The organism is Granulicella aggregans, assembly GCF_025685565.1.
Taxonomy (GTDB): Bacteria; Acidobacteriota; Terriglobia; order Terriglobales; family Acidobacteriaceae; genus Edaphobacter; species Edaphobacter aggregans_B.
Genome location: NZ_JAGSYE010000001.1, coordinates 1,704,449 through 1,722,399 on the forward strand (window position 1 = coordinate 1,704,449; position 17,951 = coordinate 1,722,399).

Here is a 17,951-nt window from a genome sequence, read left to right on the forward strand (position 1 = left end):
CTCCGAGATATCTTCCAACGGGAAACGACCACGTCCGCATCCTTCGATTGTATGCCCGCATTCAGCCGGACGAATTCCGTTCCGGTGTGCGTCTACACTGTCAAGATGCGCGTCATCGCAGGAACGTATCGCTCCAGGCTGCTGGTCTCGCCGCGCGGGAGCGCAACCCGGCCCACCAGCGACCGCCTTCGCGAGACGCTCTTCAACATCCTTGCCCCGAAGATCGAGGGCTGCCACTTCGCCGACCTCTACGCCGGAACTGGCGCTGTCGGCATCGAGGCGATCAGCCGCGGGGCAGCGCACGTCTGGTTCGCGGAGAACGCGGCTCCGGCGCTCGCTGCGATCCAGGCGAACTTCGCTGCCCTGAAGATAGCGCGGGGCTTCACGATCGAAGACCGGGGAACGGGAGCGCTCCTGCAGCGTCTCGCGAAGGCTGGCAAGCCGCTAGACGTTGTCTTTCTCGATCCGCCTTATGAGGCTGATGCGGAGTATGAAGGCACACTCAGCTTCTTTGGCAGCGTTCGTGGCCGCCAGTTGCTAGCGCCGGAGGCGATCGTCGTGGCAGAGCACAACAGCAAGGCCACCCTTCCTGATCGCTTCGGAGGCTTGGAGCAGTATCGCCGCCATAAGCAGGGCGACGCGTCCCTGAGCTTCTACCGAATTGCCGCGCCGCCGACGCCGGGCGACTCGTAACCGCCGCCCGTATGCTTGCCGGTGCGGAGATCGACGGTAAAGGCGATCTCCTTGTCCGTCGGCATGTTCCATCCGGAGCCGTGTAGAGTATGGCCCTCAATCTCGCCTAGTTGAACTCCCTCCCAGCTCAGTCTCTCCGTCTCCCATGCTAGACCCTCCCGTCCCCACGCCAGGATCTTATGGAAGCCCGCAAAGAGCAGCAGGCTCTCCTCCGCCGCCACGCAGACTGCGGCGACGGGCTTCATCGCAAGCAGCGTGCATCGCTCAGGCTGCAGGCTGTTGACGAGATAGGCGTATCCCCCGGCGACTGCGCAGAACTCGTCAGGATTCGGGCAGGCGAAGAGTCCCGTCGGCACCGATGAACTGGTAAAACCGAGCGCGCAGGTCGCGAGAAACGTTCCTCCCGCAGCGGGATACATCAGCAACTGGAGCGCCCCGCGGGCTAGCGCGTCCTCCTCGCCCGCGATCTGCAGCGGGTACGTGAACTGCCGCGCGGGAGCGATCATCGGCGCTTCCTTCAGCACCTGCGACCGCCATTTTGGTGGCCACACCTCGAACGATCTCCGCGCCTGCTCTTCCGTGTTCAAGCCAGCGCCTGGGCGATGTCGTCGATGAGGTCTTCGATCGCCTCGCACCCGGCACTCAGCCGGATGAGGCCGTCCGGGATGTTGTCATGTCCCCAGCGCTTGCGGCGCTCGGCAGTCGTGTGGATCGCGCCGAAGCTGGTCGCGTCGGTGATCAACTCCGCTCGGGAGAGGAAGTCGTCCGCCTTGGCCTTATCTTTCAACACGAAGCTGAGCACCGGCCCGAACGACCGCATCTGGCGGCGTGCTATAGCGTGACCCGCCGCGGTGGGCAGACCGGGGTACATGACGGCGGAGACTTCGCGGCGCGTGCCGAGAAACTCTGCGAGTGCCAACGCGTTCTCGCAGGACCGCTCCAGTCTCAAGGGTAACGACGCGATCGAGCGGAGCAGGAGCCATGCCTCCATGGGGCCCAGGATCGCTCCGGATCGCGTCCTTACCTTCGCCAGCCGATCGTAGAGATTCATCCCGGCGGCGTCCGTCGCGCCTTCGCGAACCGCGACGTGTCCGGCCAGCAGGTCGCCGTGGCCGCCGATCATCTTGGTGTCCGAGGAGACGGAGAAGTCCGCGCCCAGCGCCAGCGGCGACTGGCCGAGTGGCGTCGCCGTCGTGTTATCGACGCCCACCAGCGCACCGGCCTCGTGAGCCGCCTTTGAGAGTGCCGCGATATCGCAGACATCCATCGTCGGATTGCTGGGCGACTCGATCCAGAGCAGCCTCGCGCCTTCGAGAAGCGCCGCCTGGGCGTCCCCGGCAGTCGGAGCCAGCCGCATCTCCACCCCGAGTGGAATGAAGATATCCTGCAGCAGAGCGCGCGCGCCGAAGTAGCAGTCAGACGGAAGCACGGCGACGTCTCCCGGCTTCAGGACTGCGCTGAAGACGGCCGAGATCGCCGCCATTCCCGAGCCGTAGACCAGCGCCTTCGCGGTGTAGCCTTCGCCCGACTCCAATCCGGCAAGTGCGTCTTCGACCGCGGTCCAGGTCGGATTGTGGTCACGAGCGTAGGTGTAAGCGCCTTCCTCCGGATCGCCCGGAGTGTGGAACGGAGCGGCAAAGACGGGACCGTGATGGATGGGTTCGCCGGTGGCGACAGGGGTCAGGGTCGACCGAATAATTCGAGTGGCGTCACGCATAAGTTCAAGTCTAAATCTGTTCTCTGTGAGGGCCGGATCAGCCGAAGCGATGCTCCCAGCCGCCCACCGCGAGCTTGCGTCTCTTTCCGCTTTCGTCGATCGTCGTGATCGCCGCCCGGGGCTTTCTCGCCGTGAAGGTGCCGATGCGAGTAATCCGGACGCCTCCGATCGACGCCGGAATCCGCGTCGTTGGCTTGGCGGAGAAGAGAAGTTCGTAGTCTTCTCCGCCGTTCAGCGCAAGATCGAGACTGCCTGAGGCAAGAGGATGGATCGGCAGGGCGGTAAGCATGAGCTCGGCGGAGAGATGCGACGCGTCACAAAGATGCTTGAGATCGCTGGAAAGCCCGTCGCTGACGTCGATGCAGGAGGTCGCCAGCTTGCGCCGTAACAGGGCCTGGCCCACGGCAAGTCGAGGAGCAGGGAATAGCTGAGGGTGTTCGCCAGACTTCCTTATCTCTCCCGGAGCGTTTGCAAGTTCCTTCAGATCCGCCGCCGAACCTCCCAGATGCCCGGTGACGTAGATCAGGTCGCCCGCCGTAGCGGTCGATCGCAGCAGCGCCTTTCCTGCCGGAACAGACCCCACGAGAACGATGTCGGCGAGGATGTGTTCTCCGGGTGAGGCCGCGGTATCTCCTCCTGCGAGCGGGACATCCACTGCGTCCGCCAGCGCTCGCAGCCCGCGAAAGAATCCGTCCACCCAGCTCCGGTCTGTGCCGCGAGGCAGCGCAAGCGAGAGGAACGCTGCGACCGGCTTAGCTCCCATCGCTGCCAAATCGCTAAGACCGCGAGCGAGACAGCGGTGGCCGGCAGACTCCGGCGTATGCCAGTCGCGGCGAAAGTGACGCCCTTCCAGGCAGAAGTCGGTCGTGACAACGATCTCGTGACCGGCGGGAGGACGGATGACCGCGCAGTCATCTCCAATACCTACCTGGACTCGCCCCATGGAACGGTGGCCTGAAGCCGCCTTGATGGTGTCGACCAGGGCAAGCTCATTTATTTCGCCGGGAGGATTTCTCATGATCTCGCCATCGCAGGCTTCAGCATAAATCGATTCAGAATCTCTGCTTCGCAATGAGGCTTATACCACTTGGGAGGTATGCCCGGACGGGTCAATGTGCTCACCGGGAGTTGCCTCGCCGTGGCGCAGCTAGTACGATTAGAAGGCTCACAAGAGATTCGAGTATCCGCAGTGGCAAATGACCGAATGCGAATGAGAAATGCGAAATTCGATTTCCCCGCGCACGATCGTTCATCCCCGGAGCTTCGTCTCTCTTCGCGCCGTTTCGCTTTTCTTCCCTTGTGGAGCGGCCAAATCCGGGCGCAGGTCGTCGTTTGAATCTGTTGAAGAAGCGCCACTACATCCTGTTTGTCAGTACGGACGATAAAGGGGCGGTCACCAAAGTTCCCGTTCCGATGCACTATGCCTATATCTTCGTGGCGGCGGCGGTGATCGGCCTGTTCACGGTGACGGGTCTGGCAGGATCGTACTCCCGGATGCTGGTCAAGATGTCGTACTTCAACCAGGTGCGGAAGGACCGCGACCTCGCGCGTGCTGATAACGCCCATCTAACCGAGGCGCTGCATCAGAAGGAAGTTCAGACTGCATCGCTGGGATCGCTGGCGACGGAAGTCTCTGCTCTGTATGGATTTACCGCAAGCAAGCTCTCCCAGGTCCACCTCGGCGGACGGGCCGGCAAGTCCGCCGGCAACACTGCGGCGAATCTCGTCGCCACTGCGCCGCTCGCTGCCGCTGCTTCAGATTCCTCTTTGACCGACGAGAGCTACTTCAAGTCGCTCGATACCTTCTACGCCTTGCGCACCTCTGCCATGAGCGGCAGCGCTGCTCGCGAACTTACCGGAAGCACCTTCGGCCACATCTCGCTGCTCGGCGACCCCGACTCCGGCATCGTTGGCGACTCCTTCGACTCCCCAGGCGGCATCCCGTCGCTCTGGCCGGTGATGGGCCCCATCAGCTCCAGCTTCGGCCAGCGTGAAGACCCCGTCCTCGGCAACGGCGACGGTGAGTTCCACAAGGGCCTCGATATCTCCGCTCCGAGTGGCACCCCGGTCCGCGCCACCGCTGACGGCACCGTCAAACTCGCGGGCATGGTCAACGGCTATGGTCGCGAAGTCATCATCGACCACGGCCACGGCTTGGAGACCTGCTACGGCCACCTGTCCGCCTTCGCCGCCATGCCCGGCGAGACCGTCGTCCGTGGTCAGGTGATCGGCTACGTCGGCCACAGCGGCCGCGTCACCGGCAACAACCTGCACTACGAGGTCCGCATCCGCAACACTCCAGTCAATCCGCACAAGTATCTGCGCGAGACGATGGCTGAAGTCGGAAGCCTGCCCCCAGCTGGCAACTAGGGCCAATTGGCGTGTGCGCTTTATAGCGACCAACGGCTCCGTAGTTCGGTATCCGGGATAGGTGCCTCTCTTCGAACCTTGTCTCTCGTCGAACCTATAGACCCGTCATCTCGACCGGAGCGAAGCGGAGTGGAGAGACCCCCGCATTTCTTCATCCCTTGACGCGGCAACCCGGCGTGTACGGCGACCACGCAATCTCTGCCCCACCAATATGTTCCAATAAAGTTGTGAGCCACACCTTCGAAGTCTCCACCCCTGCAAACAAAGTCTCGGTCGGCGACGGCAATCTGTTCCTTATCGCTGGCCCTTGCGTCCTCGAGTCCGAGCCCCACGCCCGTATGCTGGCCGACGCCATCCAGCGCATCACCGACGACCTGAAGATCCCCTACATCTTCAAGGCCAGCTACGACAAGGCGAACCGCACCAGCATCCACAGCTTCCGCGGCCCCGGCCTGATCGAGGGCTGCCGCATCTTGCGCGCCATCGCCAAGACGACCGGCGTTCCCGTCCTGACCGACGTTCACACCCCGGACGACTGCGCCCGTGTCTCGGACGCCCTCGGCGACTCCGAGATCGTCCTCCAGATTCCCGCCTTCCTCTGCCGCCAAACCGATCTCCTCATCGCCGCCGCAAAGACCGGGCGGCCCGTGAACGTGAAGAAGGGCCAGTTCGTCGCTCCCAATGACATGAAGCACGCCGTGCAAAAGCTCCGCGACTCCGGCAATGACAAGGTCTTTCTGACCGAACGCGGTGCCAGCTTCGGCTACAACAACCTCGTCGTCGACATGCGCTCGCTGCCCATCATGCGCGGCTTCGCTCCGGTTGTCTTCGATGGCACCCACTCCGTGCAGACACCCTCCGCGGGAAACGGCGTGAGCGGTGGCCAGCCGGAGTTCATCCCCGTCCTTGCGCGCGCTGCCGTCGCCGCTGGCATCGACGGCATCTTCCTCGAGGTCCACAACAATCCGGCAGAGGCCAAGTCCGACGGAGCCAACGCGCTCAAGCTCGACAACCTCAAGCCGCTGCTGGAGCAGCTTCTCGCCATCCACGCCGCAATCGCCTAAGCCCGACGACAGCATGAACCTATAGCCGAGCGTGCTCATCGAATCTCCATGAGCACGTCCGCAACTCCTCCTATCCATCCCGGCACCCGCATCGGCCACGTCCATCTGAAAGTCGCGAATATCGACCGCTCACTCGCCTTCTACCGCGACGTCCTGGGCTTTGAGGTGAAGCATCGTTTCGGCGACGGCGCCGCCTTCATCGCGGCGGGCGACTACCACCATCACATCGGCCTCAACACCTGGGAGAGCGCCGGCGGCCCGCCTCCCCCGCCTGGAACGACCGGCCTCTATCACCTTGCGATCCTCTACCCGGATCGCGCTACACTTGGCAACGCGCTGCAGCGTCTGATCGATGCGGGCATAGCGCTCGATGGTGCCTCCGACCACGGCGTCAGCGAAGCCCTCTATCTCCGCGACCCCGACGGCAATGGAGTGGAGCTCTATCGCGACCGCCCCTTTTAAGACTGGCCGAGGCTGCCGAACGGCGAGCCCACCATGTTCACCCGCCCGCTCAATCTGGGCAGCCTGCTCGCCAATCAATCACCTAAGCGCTGAGCGAAGTCATCATCTTCCGAATCTCGGCGTCCTCTGGGAATCGCCGTATACCGGCATGAAGAATTGCCTCGGCCTCCTGGCGCATGTGGGCATGCACGTGTAGTGTGGCGGCCAGGAAAAAGTGAAAAGCGGTTACGCCTTTCATGGAAAGCCGCTGGTTGGCGGCCTCGCAAGCGTCGGCAGGCCTGCCCGCAAGAAAGGCTGCCGTCGCGTAGATATCGTAGAGTTCGGCGTTGCCGGGGCTCTGACGAAGGGCAGCATCCAGTCGGGCCATCCCGGATTCGCCATGGCCAAGGTTCACCTCCGCCGCTCCTAGCTTGGCCTGTGAGAGCGGGGACACGTCGCCGAGTTGGATGGCGCGTTCGTAAGCTGCGCGAGCGTTTTTGCCATCAGCAATCTGAAGATAAATGTCTCCCAGGGTGCTGTTCGCGAGCACGTTCGCAGGCTCCAGGTTGATCGCGCGATGAATGTGCTTGAGTGCTTCATCGTAGCGACCGAGACGGGTCAGGCAGATGCCGGCATAGACCCATCCACCGGGGTGGCAGGGACTGAGAGCGACAGCTTTTTCGAAGTATGGGAGAGCGTTCGCAGCTTGTTTGGCATGATCGAGCTCCGCTATGCCCGCCCCCAAGATAGCTTCGAAGCTATTCGGGGATTCGAGGACCTTCTTGAGCGCAAGGCTGTAGTACAGATTTTCCTTCTGCGAGCGGCATACCGCTGCGTCTTCGACGTATCCGAAGTGATGAATCACGAAGTCGGCTGTCCGGCGAGGGAGATGGAGCGTATCGATGCGATCGGCGACGGTCTCGTGGACGCAGTGCTCAAAGTAGATCCGGGGGTCGCGGCGAAAGAGACGAGTGTTGCTGGATGGAAAGTAGGCGGGATAGTCAGCGGTCTCCGGCGTCAGGGCCGGGTTTGCTCTGGCTTGCTCGCCGCTTGCGCGGAAGCCAGCGTCCAGGACGTAGTTCCAGGTCGTCACATCGTAGCCAAAGACACTGGGGTCGGCGATCAGCGACATGATCTTTGTAGCCGCTGCCGGGTCGAGCATCTCGTCAGCGTCGAGAAAGAGTATCCAGTCGCAGGTAGCGTGTTCGAGAACGGCATTGCGGGCGGCGGCGAAGTCATCCTGCCAGGGCACTGAGACGATATTTGCCCCAAACGAGCGGGCAATTTGCAGCGTGTCATCCGTTGAGCCGGTGTCGCCGATCGTGATGCGATCAGCGATGCCATGCACGCTCGCAAGGCAGCGGGCGATGCTGGCCGCGCCGTTCTTCACGATCATCGAAAGCTCAAGTGTCGGCATGGAAAGGCCAGGGGAAGAGCGGCGTCTATCTCACGAGCATATTGACCTTCGAAGGCAGCTGTATCTTCTACCAAAGTGCTATCGGGAAGCGAAGTCTAAGAACAGATTTAAGAATCCGTCATCTCGGCCGAAGCCACGCAGAGCTTTATCGCGTGGCGTAGTGGAGAGACCCCCGCATCTCGCCTTTGTTTTTGCCTGTTTTCGCGTTCTCAAGCCGTGAACCAGAAAACCTCGAAGTGATTAAACAGCTTCCGAAGCCTGCTTCCTCCTCGGCGCCCTGCCCGCCGACCAGCAGCCAGATCAAACGCCTAAGCCGTAACGATCAACCCGTTCTTCCAAAGCGCCATCACGACGTCCAACTGTGCCGCGTGCGGCGCTTCATCGCCTTCCGCCACCGCAGTCCACAGCGCGGGAATCGTCTTGTGCGTTCCTGCCCGCAGCAACTCAACCGCCTTCACCGCGTACCCCTTGTTCCTATTTGCAGCACTGGTTTCGCCAGCCGCAACACCCGCCACCAGACCCGCTTCGCATAGCCCAAGAAAGGCGGACTTCGGCGCGCTCTTCTTCTGCATGTAAGGCTTGTCCGGATACAACTGCCGCACTGCCGTGTCCCAACGTTGTGCCGCGGTCACCTGCGCTGGAACTTCAAGGCGCGCTGCGATCAACGCCGCTTCGCCGAACTTATTGGCCATTCGATTCCTCAATCTTCTACTGTCAGTTCAATTGTAGGCACTCCATCCACATCCCGCACCAAAGCCCTGTATTCTGGTGGTCATGAACGTTCTGGTCATCGACATTGGCGGCACAAACATCAAGGTTGCATCCACAGAGAACAAGGTCCCTATCAAGATCCCATCGGGCCCGCACCTCACCGCCAAGATCATGGTCGACGACGTTCTGGCCGCCACCCGCAACTGGAACTACGACTGCATTAGCATCGGCTATCCCGGGCCGGTGAAGGACGACGCCCCCACCATGGAGCCGCATAACCTCGCTCCGGGCTGGATCGACTTCGACTATGCCGAGGCCTTCAGGAAGCCGTACATCTTTATGAACGATGCGGCCATGCAGGCGCTGGGCGGATATAAGGGTGGTCGCATGCTCTTCCTCGGCACCGGTACCGGCCTGGGCTCTGCGCTTATCATCGATGGCAAGGTCATCTCGCTCGAACTTGCGCACCTGCCCTACAAGAAGGGCCTCACCTATGAGCAATACATCGGCGTAGCCGGTCTCGAACGCCGCGGCAAAAAGCGCTGGCGCAAGTCAGTGCTCGACATCGTTGCGCGGCTCCAGGCAGCCATGGTATGCGACTACGTTCTCCTCGGCGGTGGCAACGCGAAGCTGATGAAGGAACTTCCTCAGCACGTCATCCTTGGCGCGAACAGCAACGCCATTGACGGCGGCATCGCCGCCTGGGATGGCGTAAAGCTCTCTGCCGCGAAGAAGAAACTCAGGCAGAAGGCGCAGCCACTCAAGCTACTTTAGTGAGCGCCCGAGTCCCTGGAGTAGCAAGGTCATAAACGAAAGCCCGCGCCGGCTGTCCGCACTGGTGGAACGCCGGAAGAGCTGCCACAGTGAAGGTGGCTGGCGCTCTGCCTGGTGCTCTTGAGTCGCGGTTGTCAGCACCCCGCTCAGGCTGTCCAGCACCTCTGGATCGAGCTGCCCCAACAGCTTCACCGTCGCCAGTAGATTGCGTATCGCCGCGATGCCTTCGGGCGTCTTCGCATACTTCGCGATCGTGATGGCAATCGTGTCCTTCGCCGACACCATGCCATCGAGCAGATCGAGAATGCCCTGGTCATGCGCCGTCTGGAGCAGGTCCCACAGCACCAGCAGTGCCTCTCCATGCTCAACCGGAGCGGCTTCGAGGCGCTTCTGCAACTCCTTCTTATGATCCACCGGATGCGGCTTGAACGTAAGTGGTGCGGCCATCGGAGACTCCTGAACTCTTCCTAAACGTGTGTCGAAGCGATCTGTACCAGCTTGTCCGCTGGCTTCGATCCCGGTATGTGGTAGTCGGCGCGCGCCCACTTGCGTTCAATCTCGACGCCCATCGTCGGTGTCCGCGTGCCGTAGCGGAAGTTCTTGCGCGGCAGCGGATTCTCGCCTTGTTCGGGCAATACCGTCATCGAGACCGATGTCTCCTTGAACGCCGGTGTATGCGTCTGGCGATCGGTGTGGCTGCTGGTCAGTTTATTCACCGGCTCATCGACCGAGTTCAGCGACATATAAAGCTGTTTGCCCTGCACTCGGTCCGACACCAGGACCTGCACGCGTACCCGTCCATAAGGAGAGACTAGCTGGACATGCCGTCCGCTGGTGATGCCGCGCTCCTCCGCAAGCTCCGGCGAAACCTCGACGAAGCTGTTGGGCGTGATCTCGTGAATGCCAGCCGTGCGCCGCGTCATAGAACCCTGCTCAAAGTGCTCCAGAAGACGCCCATTGTTCAGGTGAAGGTCATAAGTAGAACTTACCTCTTCCGAGGGCTCGATCCACGTGACCGGGAAGAACCGCGCCTTGCCATCGGGGAAGTTGAACTTATCGGTAAACAGGAGGGGTGTGTCCGTTCCATCGGCATGGACCGGCCACTGCAGGCTGTTGAAGCCTTCCAGCCGCTCGTAGCTCACGCCCGCAAACAGCGGAGTCAGCGAGGCAGCCTCGGCCATGATCTGCGACGGATGCGTGTACTTCCAGTTGCCGCCCATGCGGTTGGCGATGAGTTGAATGATCTCCCAGTCCGGCTTCGATTCGCCAAGCGGTTCAAGCGCCTTGTAGATGCGCTGGATGCGGCGTTCGGTGTTGGTGAAGGTACCATCCTTTTCGAGCGAAGTAGCCGCGGGCAGCACCAGGTCCGCGTAGCGGCAGGTCTCGGAGAAGTTGATGTCCTGCACTACGAAGAATTCGAGCTGCGCCAGCGCGCTTGCTACATAACCGGCGTTCGAGTCGGACGTGACCGTGTCCTCGCCCTTGATGTACATCGCCTTCAACGACCCATCGAGGATCGCGTCGATCATCTGGTGGTTGTCCTTGCCCGTCGATGTCGGTAGCGTCACTCCCCATCCTGCTTCGAACTTCGCACGAACTTCTTCGTCATCCACCTTCTGATAGCCCGAGTAGACATTAGGCATCGATCCGAAGTCGCTGCATCCCTGCACATTGTTATGCCCGCGCAGAGGATACGCCCCGGCCCCAGGCCGCATGTAGTTGCCCGTCAGCAGCAGCAGGTTCGAGAGCGCCGTGGCCGTGTCGGACCCGCCGCAGTGCTGGGTCACACCCATCGCAAAGAGAATGCAGACGCCGTCCGCAGCAGCGACTTCATTGGCCACCGTAATCAGGGTCGCCTGGGGCACGCCGGTGACTTTCTCCGTGTACTCCAGCGTGTACGGCTCCAGCGACTTGGCGAACTCGTCGAAGTGGTTCACCCACTTCGCAATGAACTCCGGCTTATGCAGCTTGTGGTCGAGGATGTACTTCGCCACGCCGTTCATCCACACCGAGTCGGTCGATGGATTCGGCCGGAAGAAGATGTCTGCCCGCTCCGCCATCTCATGCCTGCGAATGTCGGCGACGATCAGCCGCTGCCCGCGGAACTTATGCGACCGCTTGATGCGCGTGGCCAGCACGGGATGGTTCTCCGCCGGGTTCGCGCCGACGATAAAGACAAGGCCCGCCGTCTCAATATCCGAGATCGATCCCGAGTCGCCGCCATAACCCACCGTACGCTGCAATCCCATCGTCGCCGGGTTCTGACAGTAGCGTGCGCAGTTGTCGACGTTGTTCGTTCCGATCACTGCCCGCGCCAGCTTCTGCATGAGGTAGCTCTCTTCGTTGGTCGTCTTCGACGAAGAGATGAACGCCAGCGCATCCGGCCCATGGTCGCGCTTCACCTGCTTGAACTTCGTCTCGATCACGTCGAGCGCTTCATCCCAGGTGATCTCGCGGAAGTGGTCGCCATCGCGCAGCAGAGGATGCACCAGCCGGTCGTCCGAGTTAATGTGCCCCCACGCAAACTTGCCCTTCACGCACGTCGAGATGCCGTTCGCCGGGCCATGCGTCGGCTCAATCTTCAGGATGTGCCGGTCGCGCGTCCACACCTCAAAGCTGCATCCAACGGCGCAGTAGGTGCAGACCGTCTTCGTCCGTTTCACGCGCTCTTTGCGCATCTCGGACTCCATCTCGGAGAGAGCGAGGATCGGGCCATATCCGATAGGCGGTTCAACTCCTTTGACCACATCGATCATGTCGTGCAGCGCTTCGTCGGGGAGATTTGTCAGGTATCCCGCATGGCCGAGCATCGACTTCTCCATCAGCGCATTGCACGGGCATACGGTCACGCAGTGTCCGCAGGAGACGCAACTCGAACCTTCGATCTGCGTTCCACCATCCCACAGAACGCGCGGATTGTCCGAGGCCCAGTCGATAGTCAGCGTCTCGTTCACCTGCACTGTCTGGCAGGCCTCCACACAACGCCCGCACAAAATGCACTGGTCGGGATCGTAGCGGTAGAAAGGGTTCGACATGTCCTTCTCATAAGGCTTCGGCGTGTACGGCCGCGACTGGTGCTTTACATCCAGCTCCGCAGTCGTGTTGTGCACGGTGCAGTTCTGGTTGTTGTTGTCGCAGACCGTGCAGTAGAGCATGTGGTTCTTCAGGATGCGGTCGAACGCCTCGCGCTGCGCGATGTCCACCAGCTCGCCTTCGGTCGAGACGTTCATCTGCCCCGTTACGGGCGTGGCGCAAGCTCTCACTAAAGCCCCGTTCACGCTGACCATGCACGTGTCGCAGCTTTGAATAGGGCCCATCTGCGGCAGGTAGCAGACCTGCGGAACCTTCTTGCCGTGCTCGCCCGCCGCGCGATTGAGCGCCTCTACCAGAAGCTCGCCGGTACGGGCAGGTACAGACTTGCCGTTCAGATTCAGTTGCGTGTCGGTCTCGGTAGGCAGTGGGGTATTCAGCAGGCGCATCATAAAATCTCCAGCCCTTCAGAACCAAAGGTTAGCAGAGGTTGCAGGATAGAACGTTGTCACGCTGAAGTGAGTGTCGTAAATGCCTGCGGCGGAGCCCCAAACCGCTCCTTTAAGATGGCAAGCGCCTCCGCGCGGGTGCTCACGAGGCCGTCCAGTTGCGCATCCTCGGCAAACTCCAGCATCTCCTTGAACTGCACTCCGGGCCGGTATCCAGCCACGATCAGATCGCGCCCGCTGACAAACGGCTTGGGCCGGGCGGCCTCCTCCGGGTCGTCGTGAAAGTGCTGTTTGGCGAACTCATACAACTCCAGATTGCCGTTTGAAGATAAGACATCCATGCGGTGTAGTTCAAGATGCTCTTCAAATTTTGGCATCCGCAAAAAGCGTTTCAGCGTCGCCTGCCGCATATTCAGAATGTCACCAAAACGCATGTGATTTTTCACCAGCGCGACGATCTGCTCGGCGTCCTCGTTCGAAAAGCGCAGCCGATGCAGGATGACTTCGGCCATGCGAACGCCTACCTCAACATGGCCGTTGAAACGTATCCGGTCGCCCGCGACGCCGGGCTTCGGCGCGGTAAACGTGGCCGGCTTGCCGATGTCGTGCAGCAGTGCGCCCCAGGCCAGCGTCGGCGAAACTCCCGCAGGCAGCTTCTCCAGCAACAGCAGCGTATGCACCCAGACATCGCCCTCGGGGTGATATTGCGGAGGCTGTTCGACACCCTTCAGCTTAGTAGCCTCCGGAAGAACGTAGGCCAACAATCCGCACTCATCCAGCAACTCAAACGCCCGGCGAGCATGGCCTTCGGTCAACATCATCGTCAGTTCCGCCGCGATCCTCTCGATGCTCACCTTGCTTATGCTCGCCGCCTGGGCACGGATCGCCGCCAAGGTTGGAGGGTCGATCTCAAACTCCAGCCGCGCAGCAAATCGCACCGCCCGCAGCATGCGCAGCTTGTCTTCGGCGAAGCGGGTCGCGGGATCTCCAATCGCCCGCACAGTCTTCGCATTGAGGTCCGCACGGCCACCCACAAAGTCCAGCACCGACGCATCCAGATCGCCAGTCTCGTCGAACGAGATGGGATCAAGCAACATGCCGTTGATCGTGAAATCGCGCCGGACGACATCTTCCTTCGGGTCGGTCGAGAACCGCACCGCGTCGGGCCGTCGGCCATCGGTGTAGATGCCGTCGTTTCGGAACGTAGCAATTTCAATATCGAGAGCGTCTTCCCCAGCTTCTGCATTCGCCAGGACCACGCCGAAGTGAGCGCCGACGGACTTCGTCTTCGGAAAAAGGGCCATTACCTCATCCGGCGTCGCGCTCGTCGCCACATCGAAGTCCTTCGGTATGCGGCCTAACAGAAGGTCGCGGACGCAGCCGCCCGCGAAGTAGGCCTGGTGACCGGCACTACGAATTGTTCCGGCGACGGAAAGGGCTGCCCTGTACTCAGGGCCTCTACAAAATGCTTTTGGATCGGGTGCCATCAACTTCCTCTTATGATGGTTAGATGCGGGAAAGCGGCGGAACAGCTTCCATGGGAACTGGGTTAATCCTCGGCATCGAAAGCTCCTGCGATGAGACGGCGGCGGCAGTTGTCCGCGACGGACAGCGTGTTCTATCGAACATAGTCGCCTCCCAGGTCGAACTCCATGGCAACTACGGCGGCGTCGTCCCCGAGCTCGCCTCCCGCGAACACCTGCGCAACATCCTCCCCGTCGTCCGCCAGGCGATGCAGGAGGCCAACGTCACCTACCGCGATCTCGACGCGATCGCGGTCACCGAGGGCCCGGGTCTCCCCGGGGCTCTCCTTGTCGGCATCACGTTTGCGAAGTCGCTCGCCTTTGGCCTGGACAAGCCGCTGATCGGCGTCAATCACCTTGAGGGGCACATCCATGCCGTGGTGATGCAGGGAGCGGGAAGAAGAGAGAAGGGAGAACTGCCCCTGCTCGCGCTCGTCGTCTCCGGTGGCCACACGCATCTCTATCTCGCGTCGCATGACGAACAGAGCTGGAGCTATCGCAACGTCGGTCGCACTGTCGACGACGCAGCCGGCGAGGCCTACGACAAGGTCGCGAAGCTCCTCGGCCTCGGATACCCCGGCGGCCCCTGGATGGACGCGCTCGCCGCACACGGCAACCCCCGCGCCGTCACCTTCAACTTCGGGCAGATCACGCCGCGGCCCAGTGCCGTTACGCCGAACAAGAAGGCCATCGCCGAGCGCTCCGGCCCGGTCTTCGACTTCTCCTTCAGCGGCATCAAGACCGCCGTCCTCCGCTACGTCGAAACCCACGCCATGAAGCCCTCCATCGAGGCTCGCCGCGCTGCTTTGGCAGAGAATCCGGGGATCAAACCTTCTGAAGCAGCCAGCCTCTGCGATCGGCAGACGCTCGACCTGATCGCGTCCTTCCAGTACGCCGTCGTCGGCAATCTGATGCGCCAAACCTTCGCCGCCGCCGAGGCCTTTGGCGCGAAGCACATCGTCGTCTCGGGCGGCGTCGCTGCCAACCGCGAACTCCGCGAGCGCTTTACCGCCGAGGCCGAACGCCGCAGGCTCACCGTCGCCTTCCCGTCCCTCGCCCTCTCAACCGACAACGCCGCCATGATCGCCGCCGCCGCGTGGCCGAAGTTCCTCGCTGGCAGAACTTCGGACGACACACTCGTCGCCACCCCACAGCTAAAATTAGGCTGAGCCCGAGAGCGGTTAGTATTTCAGCAAGCAAAGTGCCGGTACAAGGAGCTCCAACCTGAAGACCATCTTGCAGATCTTGTTTGGCGTGGCAGTGGGAGGGATCGGATTGGCGTTAGCCTTCGCGCTGATGTTGCACTTCAACACAGCCCCCTCAACCGCCTTCGCGTTCTTTCTCTTCTTCCCGACTCTCCAGTGGATCTCAACCCTCTCATTTCCGCGCGATCTGGTGCCGCGCTTCATCGTGACTTCAATTTTGTGTATGGGCAGCGCTTTCTGGCTGCTCCGTTCCAACTTCCCCATGTTTTGGGAGCATGAGGATGAGCCACTGGTTTATTCCATCACCTGGCGTTCGGCAGTCGCTCTGCTCGTTCTTCTAGCGACTCCTTATTGCGCCTCCTATCTGGCCGCTCACTCAATCAAGCGGTTTCGCCGCCGGGCCATATAGCCATCGACTAGAATCAAAAGGGACTATTTTAGAAAGCGGACTGCACGGCGCCAGCGCCCGGCAGCGGGTACTCTTTGCGCGTGTCTTCGGAATCAGAATCGCAACTGCAGCTCTTCAACACGCTTAGCGGCATGGTTGAACCCCTCGCTCCCGTCGGCGCCCCGGCGTTCCGCATGTACGCCTGCGGCCCCACCGTCTACGACTACGGTCACATCGGCAACTTCCGGACTTTCCTGCATGTCGACGTTTTACGTCGATTCCTAAAGCAGCAGGGCGTGCCCGTGCAGCACGTCATGAACATCACCGACGTGGACGACAAGATCATCCGTAACGCCGCCGCCGCCGGCAAGTCCATCGAAGATTATTCTGCCAAGTTCGAGCGGGCATTCTTCGAAGACATGGAGTGGCTCGGCATCGAGAAGCCGGAGCACCTGCCGCGTGCGACCGACTCCATCCCCGAGATGGTCGCCCTGATCCAGAAGCTCGCCGAAAAAGACACCGCCTACCAGATCGAAGACGGAAGCTGGTACTTCCGCATCGCCAACTTCCCCGAGTACGGCAAGCTCGCGAAGAAGGATCTCGAAGGCCTCGAAGACGGTGCCCGCGTCGATAATGACGAGCACGAAAAGGACGCCGCCCGCGACTTCGCCCTCTGGAAGGCCGTCAAGCCTACGTCGTCTGGTGAAGCCGAGCGCCACTGGGAGACCTCGCTTGGCCCCGGCCGTCCCGGCTGGCACATCGAGTGCTCCGCCATGGCCACCAAGTATCTTGGCGAAAGCTTCGACCTACACGCCGGCGGCGAAGACCTCATGTTCCCGCACCACGAGAACGAGATCGCCCAGTCCGAATCCGCCACCGGCCACACCTTTGCGCGGCACTGGATGCACGTCCGCTTCCTGCTCGTCGAAGGCCGGAAGATGTCGAAGTCCGACAACAACTTCTTCACCCTCCGCGACCTGCTGCTGAAGGGCTACCGCGCCTCCGCGATCCGTTTCCTCCTGATCTCCGTCCCGTACCGTCACCAGCTCAACTTCACCTTCGACGGCCTGATCGAATCGACCAACGCGATCGATCGTCTGCGCACCTTTCACCAGCGTATGTTGAAGGGCGGATTCGCCGCCGGACTGAACCCCGAGATCGCCACAGCCACGGCGAAGGCCCGCGCCGTTTATACCGCCTCGCTGGCCAACGACCTGAACACCGCCGAAGCCCGCGCCGCCATCTTCGATCTTGTCCGAGCCGCGAACTCCGCCGCCGACGCCGGTACGCTGCAATCTGAAAACGTAACCGAAATCATCTCCGTGTTGACGCTCTTCGACGGCGTCTTCGCTGTCCTCACCGACAACGACGCCGCCATCACCCGCGAAGCGATCGCCTGGGCCGAGCGCGAAGATCGCATGGATGAGGTCGCCGCAAATCTCGTCGAGACGCTGGCGTTCAGCGACGCCGACATCGATGCTCTCGTAGCCGAACGCACCCAGGCCAAGAAGTCACGCAACTTCGCCCGCGCCGATGCGATTCGCAACGACCTGCTCGCAAAAGGGATTCTGCTCGAAGACGGCAAAGACGGCGTCCGCTGGAAACGCAAATAGCGCTCTCATCAGGCCCATCTTTCACCCATTGACTTGTCATCCTTCGAGCCTGCGGATCACAGCTTCATCGTGATGCGCCGGCTCGGAGGATCTGCTTCTTGACTCTGCTACGAACCTTACTTACCGGGAAACAAAGGCCCCAGCACCGCCCGTACCTGCTCCGCTGTAAACGGCTTGGAGATGTTCCCCTTCGACCCAGCCGCCTTCGCTCGAGCCACATGCTCCGGGCTGTTCTCCGTCGTGATCATGATGATGTGCGTGCCCGGGCAGAGCTTTTCCTTCTGTATCCGCTCCATGAACTCCAGGCCGCTCATCTTCGGCATGTTCGTATCGGTCACAATCAGATCGTACGTCTGCTTGCTGCGCAACGCGGAGCGCAGTACCTGCACTGCTTCCTGTCCATCTCCGGCATATTCAAACTGGTTGATCGCGGGAATCGCGGTGTTCACCGCCTTCTGCACCATCTTCCGCAACAAAAGTGAATCATCGATTATCAACGCACGCATCGAGCAAACCCCCGTCCTTCTCCGCAGTTCATCGGCAGCGCGGGCCTGGG

The 17,951-nt window shown here is 61.4% G+C and carries 17 protein-coding genes; 8 read left to right on the top strand and 9 right to left on the bottom strand.

The features are described from left to right. Nucleotides 1-51 precede the first annotated feature (51 nt). Nucleotides 52-693 (top strand): 16S rRNA (guanine(966)-N(2))-methyltransferase RsmD, encoded by a 642-nt coding sequence (gene rsmD, locus OHL18_RS06775; RefSeq protein WP_263374055.1) that lies wholly within the window; start codon nt 52-54, stop codon nt 691-693. Here rsmD and OHL18_RS06780 read toward each other — a convergent pair. The 3 genes from OHL18_RS06780 to thiL are packed head-to-tail and all read right to left on the bottom strand — an operon-like array spanning nt 654 to nt 3,428. Next, nucleotides 654-1,280 carry a hypothetical protein gene (locus OHL18_RS06780; RefSeq protein WP_263374056.1) on the bottom strand — a complete coding sequence of 209 codons (627 nt, stop codon included), beginning with the start codon at nt 1,278-1,280 and terminating at the stop codon, nt 654-656. The genes rsmD and OHL18_RS06780 overlap by 40 nt on opposite strands. Continuing rightward, a complete protein-coding gene (locus OHL18_RS06785; RefSeq protein ID WP_263374057.1) occupies nt 1,277-2,410 on the bottom strand; it encodes a cystathionine gamma-lyase in 1,134 nt (377 codons plus the stop codon). The genes OHL18_RS06780 and OHL18_RS06785 overlap by 4 nt, the downstream gene beginning before the upstream one ends. A gap of 37 nt (nt 2,411-2,447) precedes the next feature. After that, nucleotides 2,448-3,428: a thiamine-phosphate kinase gene (thiL, locus tag OHL18_RS06790; protein ID WP_263374058.1), complete on the bottom strand. Its 981-nt coding sequence runs from the start codon at nt 3,426-3,428 to the stop codon at nt 2,448-2,450. A gap of 314 nt (nt 3,429-3,742) precedes the next feature. Here thiL and OHL18_RS06795 point away from each other — a divergent pair, with 314 nt between their 5' ends. The 3 genes from OHL18_RS06795 to OHL18_RS06805 all read left to right on the top strand — a co-directional run bounded on the left by OHL18_RS06795 (nt 3,743) and on the right by OHL18_RS06805 (nt 6,306). Continuing rightward, nucleotides 3,743-4,780: a M23 family metallopeptidase gene (locus OHL18_RS06795; RefSeq protein WP_317890468.1), complete on the top strand. Its 1,038-nt coding sequence runs from the start codon at nt 3,743-3,745 to the stop codon at nt 4,778-4,780. A 227-nt stretch (nt 4,781-5,007) separates the two neighbouring features. Further along, entirely contained in the window at nt 5,008-5,844 is an 837-nt protein-coding gene (kdsA, locus tag OHL18_RS06800) for a 3-deoxy-8-phosphooctulonate synthase (protein ID WP_263374059.1), read from the top strand. A gap of 48 nt (nt 5,845-5,892) precedes the next feature. Further along, nucleotides 5,893-6,306: a VOC family protein gene (locus tag OHL18_RS06805; protein WP_263374060.1), complete on the top strand. Its 414-nt coding sequence runs from the start codon at nt 5,893-5,895 to the stop codon at nt 6,304-6,306. 82 nt (nt 6,307-6,388) lie between these two features. Here OHL18_RS06805 and OHL18_RS06810 read toward each other — a convergent pair whose 3' ends face one another. Both OHL18_RS06810 and OHL18_RS06815 read right to left on the bottom strand, forming a co-directional pair. After that, on the bottom strand, nt 6,389-7,681 hold the full coding sequence (locus OHL18_RS06810) for a TPR domain-containing glycosyltransferase (RefSeq protein ID WP_263374061.1): 1,293 nt from the start codon (nt 7,679-7,681) through the stop codon (nt 6,389-6,391). Between the two features lie 329 nt (nt 7,682-8,010). Next, complete coding sequence (locus OHL18_RS06815) at nt 8,011-8,394, bottom strand: DUF6979 family protein (RefSeq protein WP_263374062.1); 384 nt, start codon at nt 8,392-8,394, stop codon at nt 8,011-8,013. A gap of 82 nt (nt 8,395-8,476) precedes the next feature. Here OHL18_RS06815 and OHL18_RS06820 point away from each other — a divergent pair, with 82 nt between their 5' ends. Further along, nucleotides 8,477-9,187: an ROK family protein gene (locus tag OHL18_RS06820; protein WP_263374063.1), complete on the top strand. Its 711-nt coding sequence runs from the start codon at nt 8,477-8,479 to the stop codon at nt 9,185-9,187. Here the strand turns inward: OHL18_RS06820 and OHL18_RS06825 are convergent. From OHL18_RS06825 to OHL18_RS06835, 3 genes are read right to left on the bottom strand one after another with little or no spacing between them, the layout of a single operon-like run. Beyond that, nucleotides 9,179-9,634 carry a DUF1641 domain-containing protein gene (locus OHL18_RS06825; RefSeq protein ID WP_263374064.1) on the bottom strand — a complete coding sequence of 152 codons (456 nt, stop codon included), beginning with the start codon at nt 9,632-9,634 and terminating at the stop codon, nt 9,179-9,181. The genes OHL18_RS06820 and OHL18_RS06825 overlap by 9 nt on opposite strands. A gap of 20 nt (nt 9,635-9,654) precedes the next feature. After that, nucleotides 9,655-12,669 (bottom strand): formate dehydrogenase subunit alpha, encoded by a 3,015-nt coding sequence (gene fdhF / locus OHL18_RS06830; RefSeq protein WP_263374065.1) that lies wholly within the window; start codon nt 12,667-12,669, stop codon nt 9,655-9,657. A 56-nt stretch (nt 12,670-12,725) separates the two neighbouring features. Continuing rightward, a complete protein-coding gene (locus OHL18_RS06835) occupies nt 12,726-14,153 on the bottom strand; it encodes a CCA tRNA nucleotidyltransferase (RefSeq protein ID WP_263374066.1) in 1,428 nt (475 codons plus the stop codon). Nucleotides 14,154-14,203: 50 nt separating this feature from the next. Here OHL18_RS06835 and tsaD point away from each other — a divergent pair, with 50 nt between their 5' ends. The 3 genes from tsaD to cysS all read left to right on the top strand — a co-directional run bounded on the left by tsaD (nt 14,204) and on the right by cysS (nt 17,395). After that, complete coding sequence (gene tsaD / locus OHL18_RS06840; RefSeq protein ID WP_263374067.1) at nt 14,204-15,358, top strand: tRNA (adenosine(37)-N6)-threonylcarbamoyltransferase complex transferase subunit TsaD; 1,155 nt, start codon at nt 14,204-14,206, stop codon at nt 15,356-15,358. A gap of 67 nt (nt 15,359-15,425) precedes the next feature. Then, entirely contained in the window at nt 15,426-15,803 is a 378-nt protein-coding gene (locus OHL18_RS06845) for a hypothetical protein (RefSeq protein ID WP_263374068.1), read from the top strand. Nucleotides 15,804-15,934: 131 nt separating this feature from the next. Then, on the top strand, nt 15,935-17,395 hold the full coding sequence (cysS, locus tag OHL18_RS06850; RefSeq protein ID WP_396274239.1) for a cysteine--tRNA ligase: 1,461 nt from the start codon (nt 15,935-15,937) through the stop codon (nt 17,393-17,395). A gap of 116 nt (nt 17,396-17,511) precedes the next feature. Here the strand turns inward: cysS and OHL18_RS06855 are convergent, their stop codons facing one another. Continuing rightward, nucleotides 17,512-17,901 carry a response regulator gene (locus tag OHL18_RS06855; RefSeq protein WP_263374070.1) on the bottom strand — a complete coding sequence of 130 codons (390 nt, stop codon included), beginning with the start codon at nt 17,899-17,901 and terminating at the stop codon, nt 17,512-17,514. Nucleotides 17,902-17,951 lie beyond the last annotated feature (50 nt).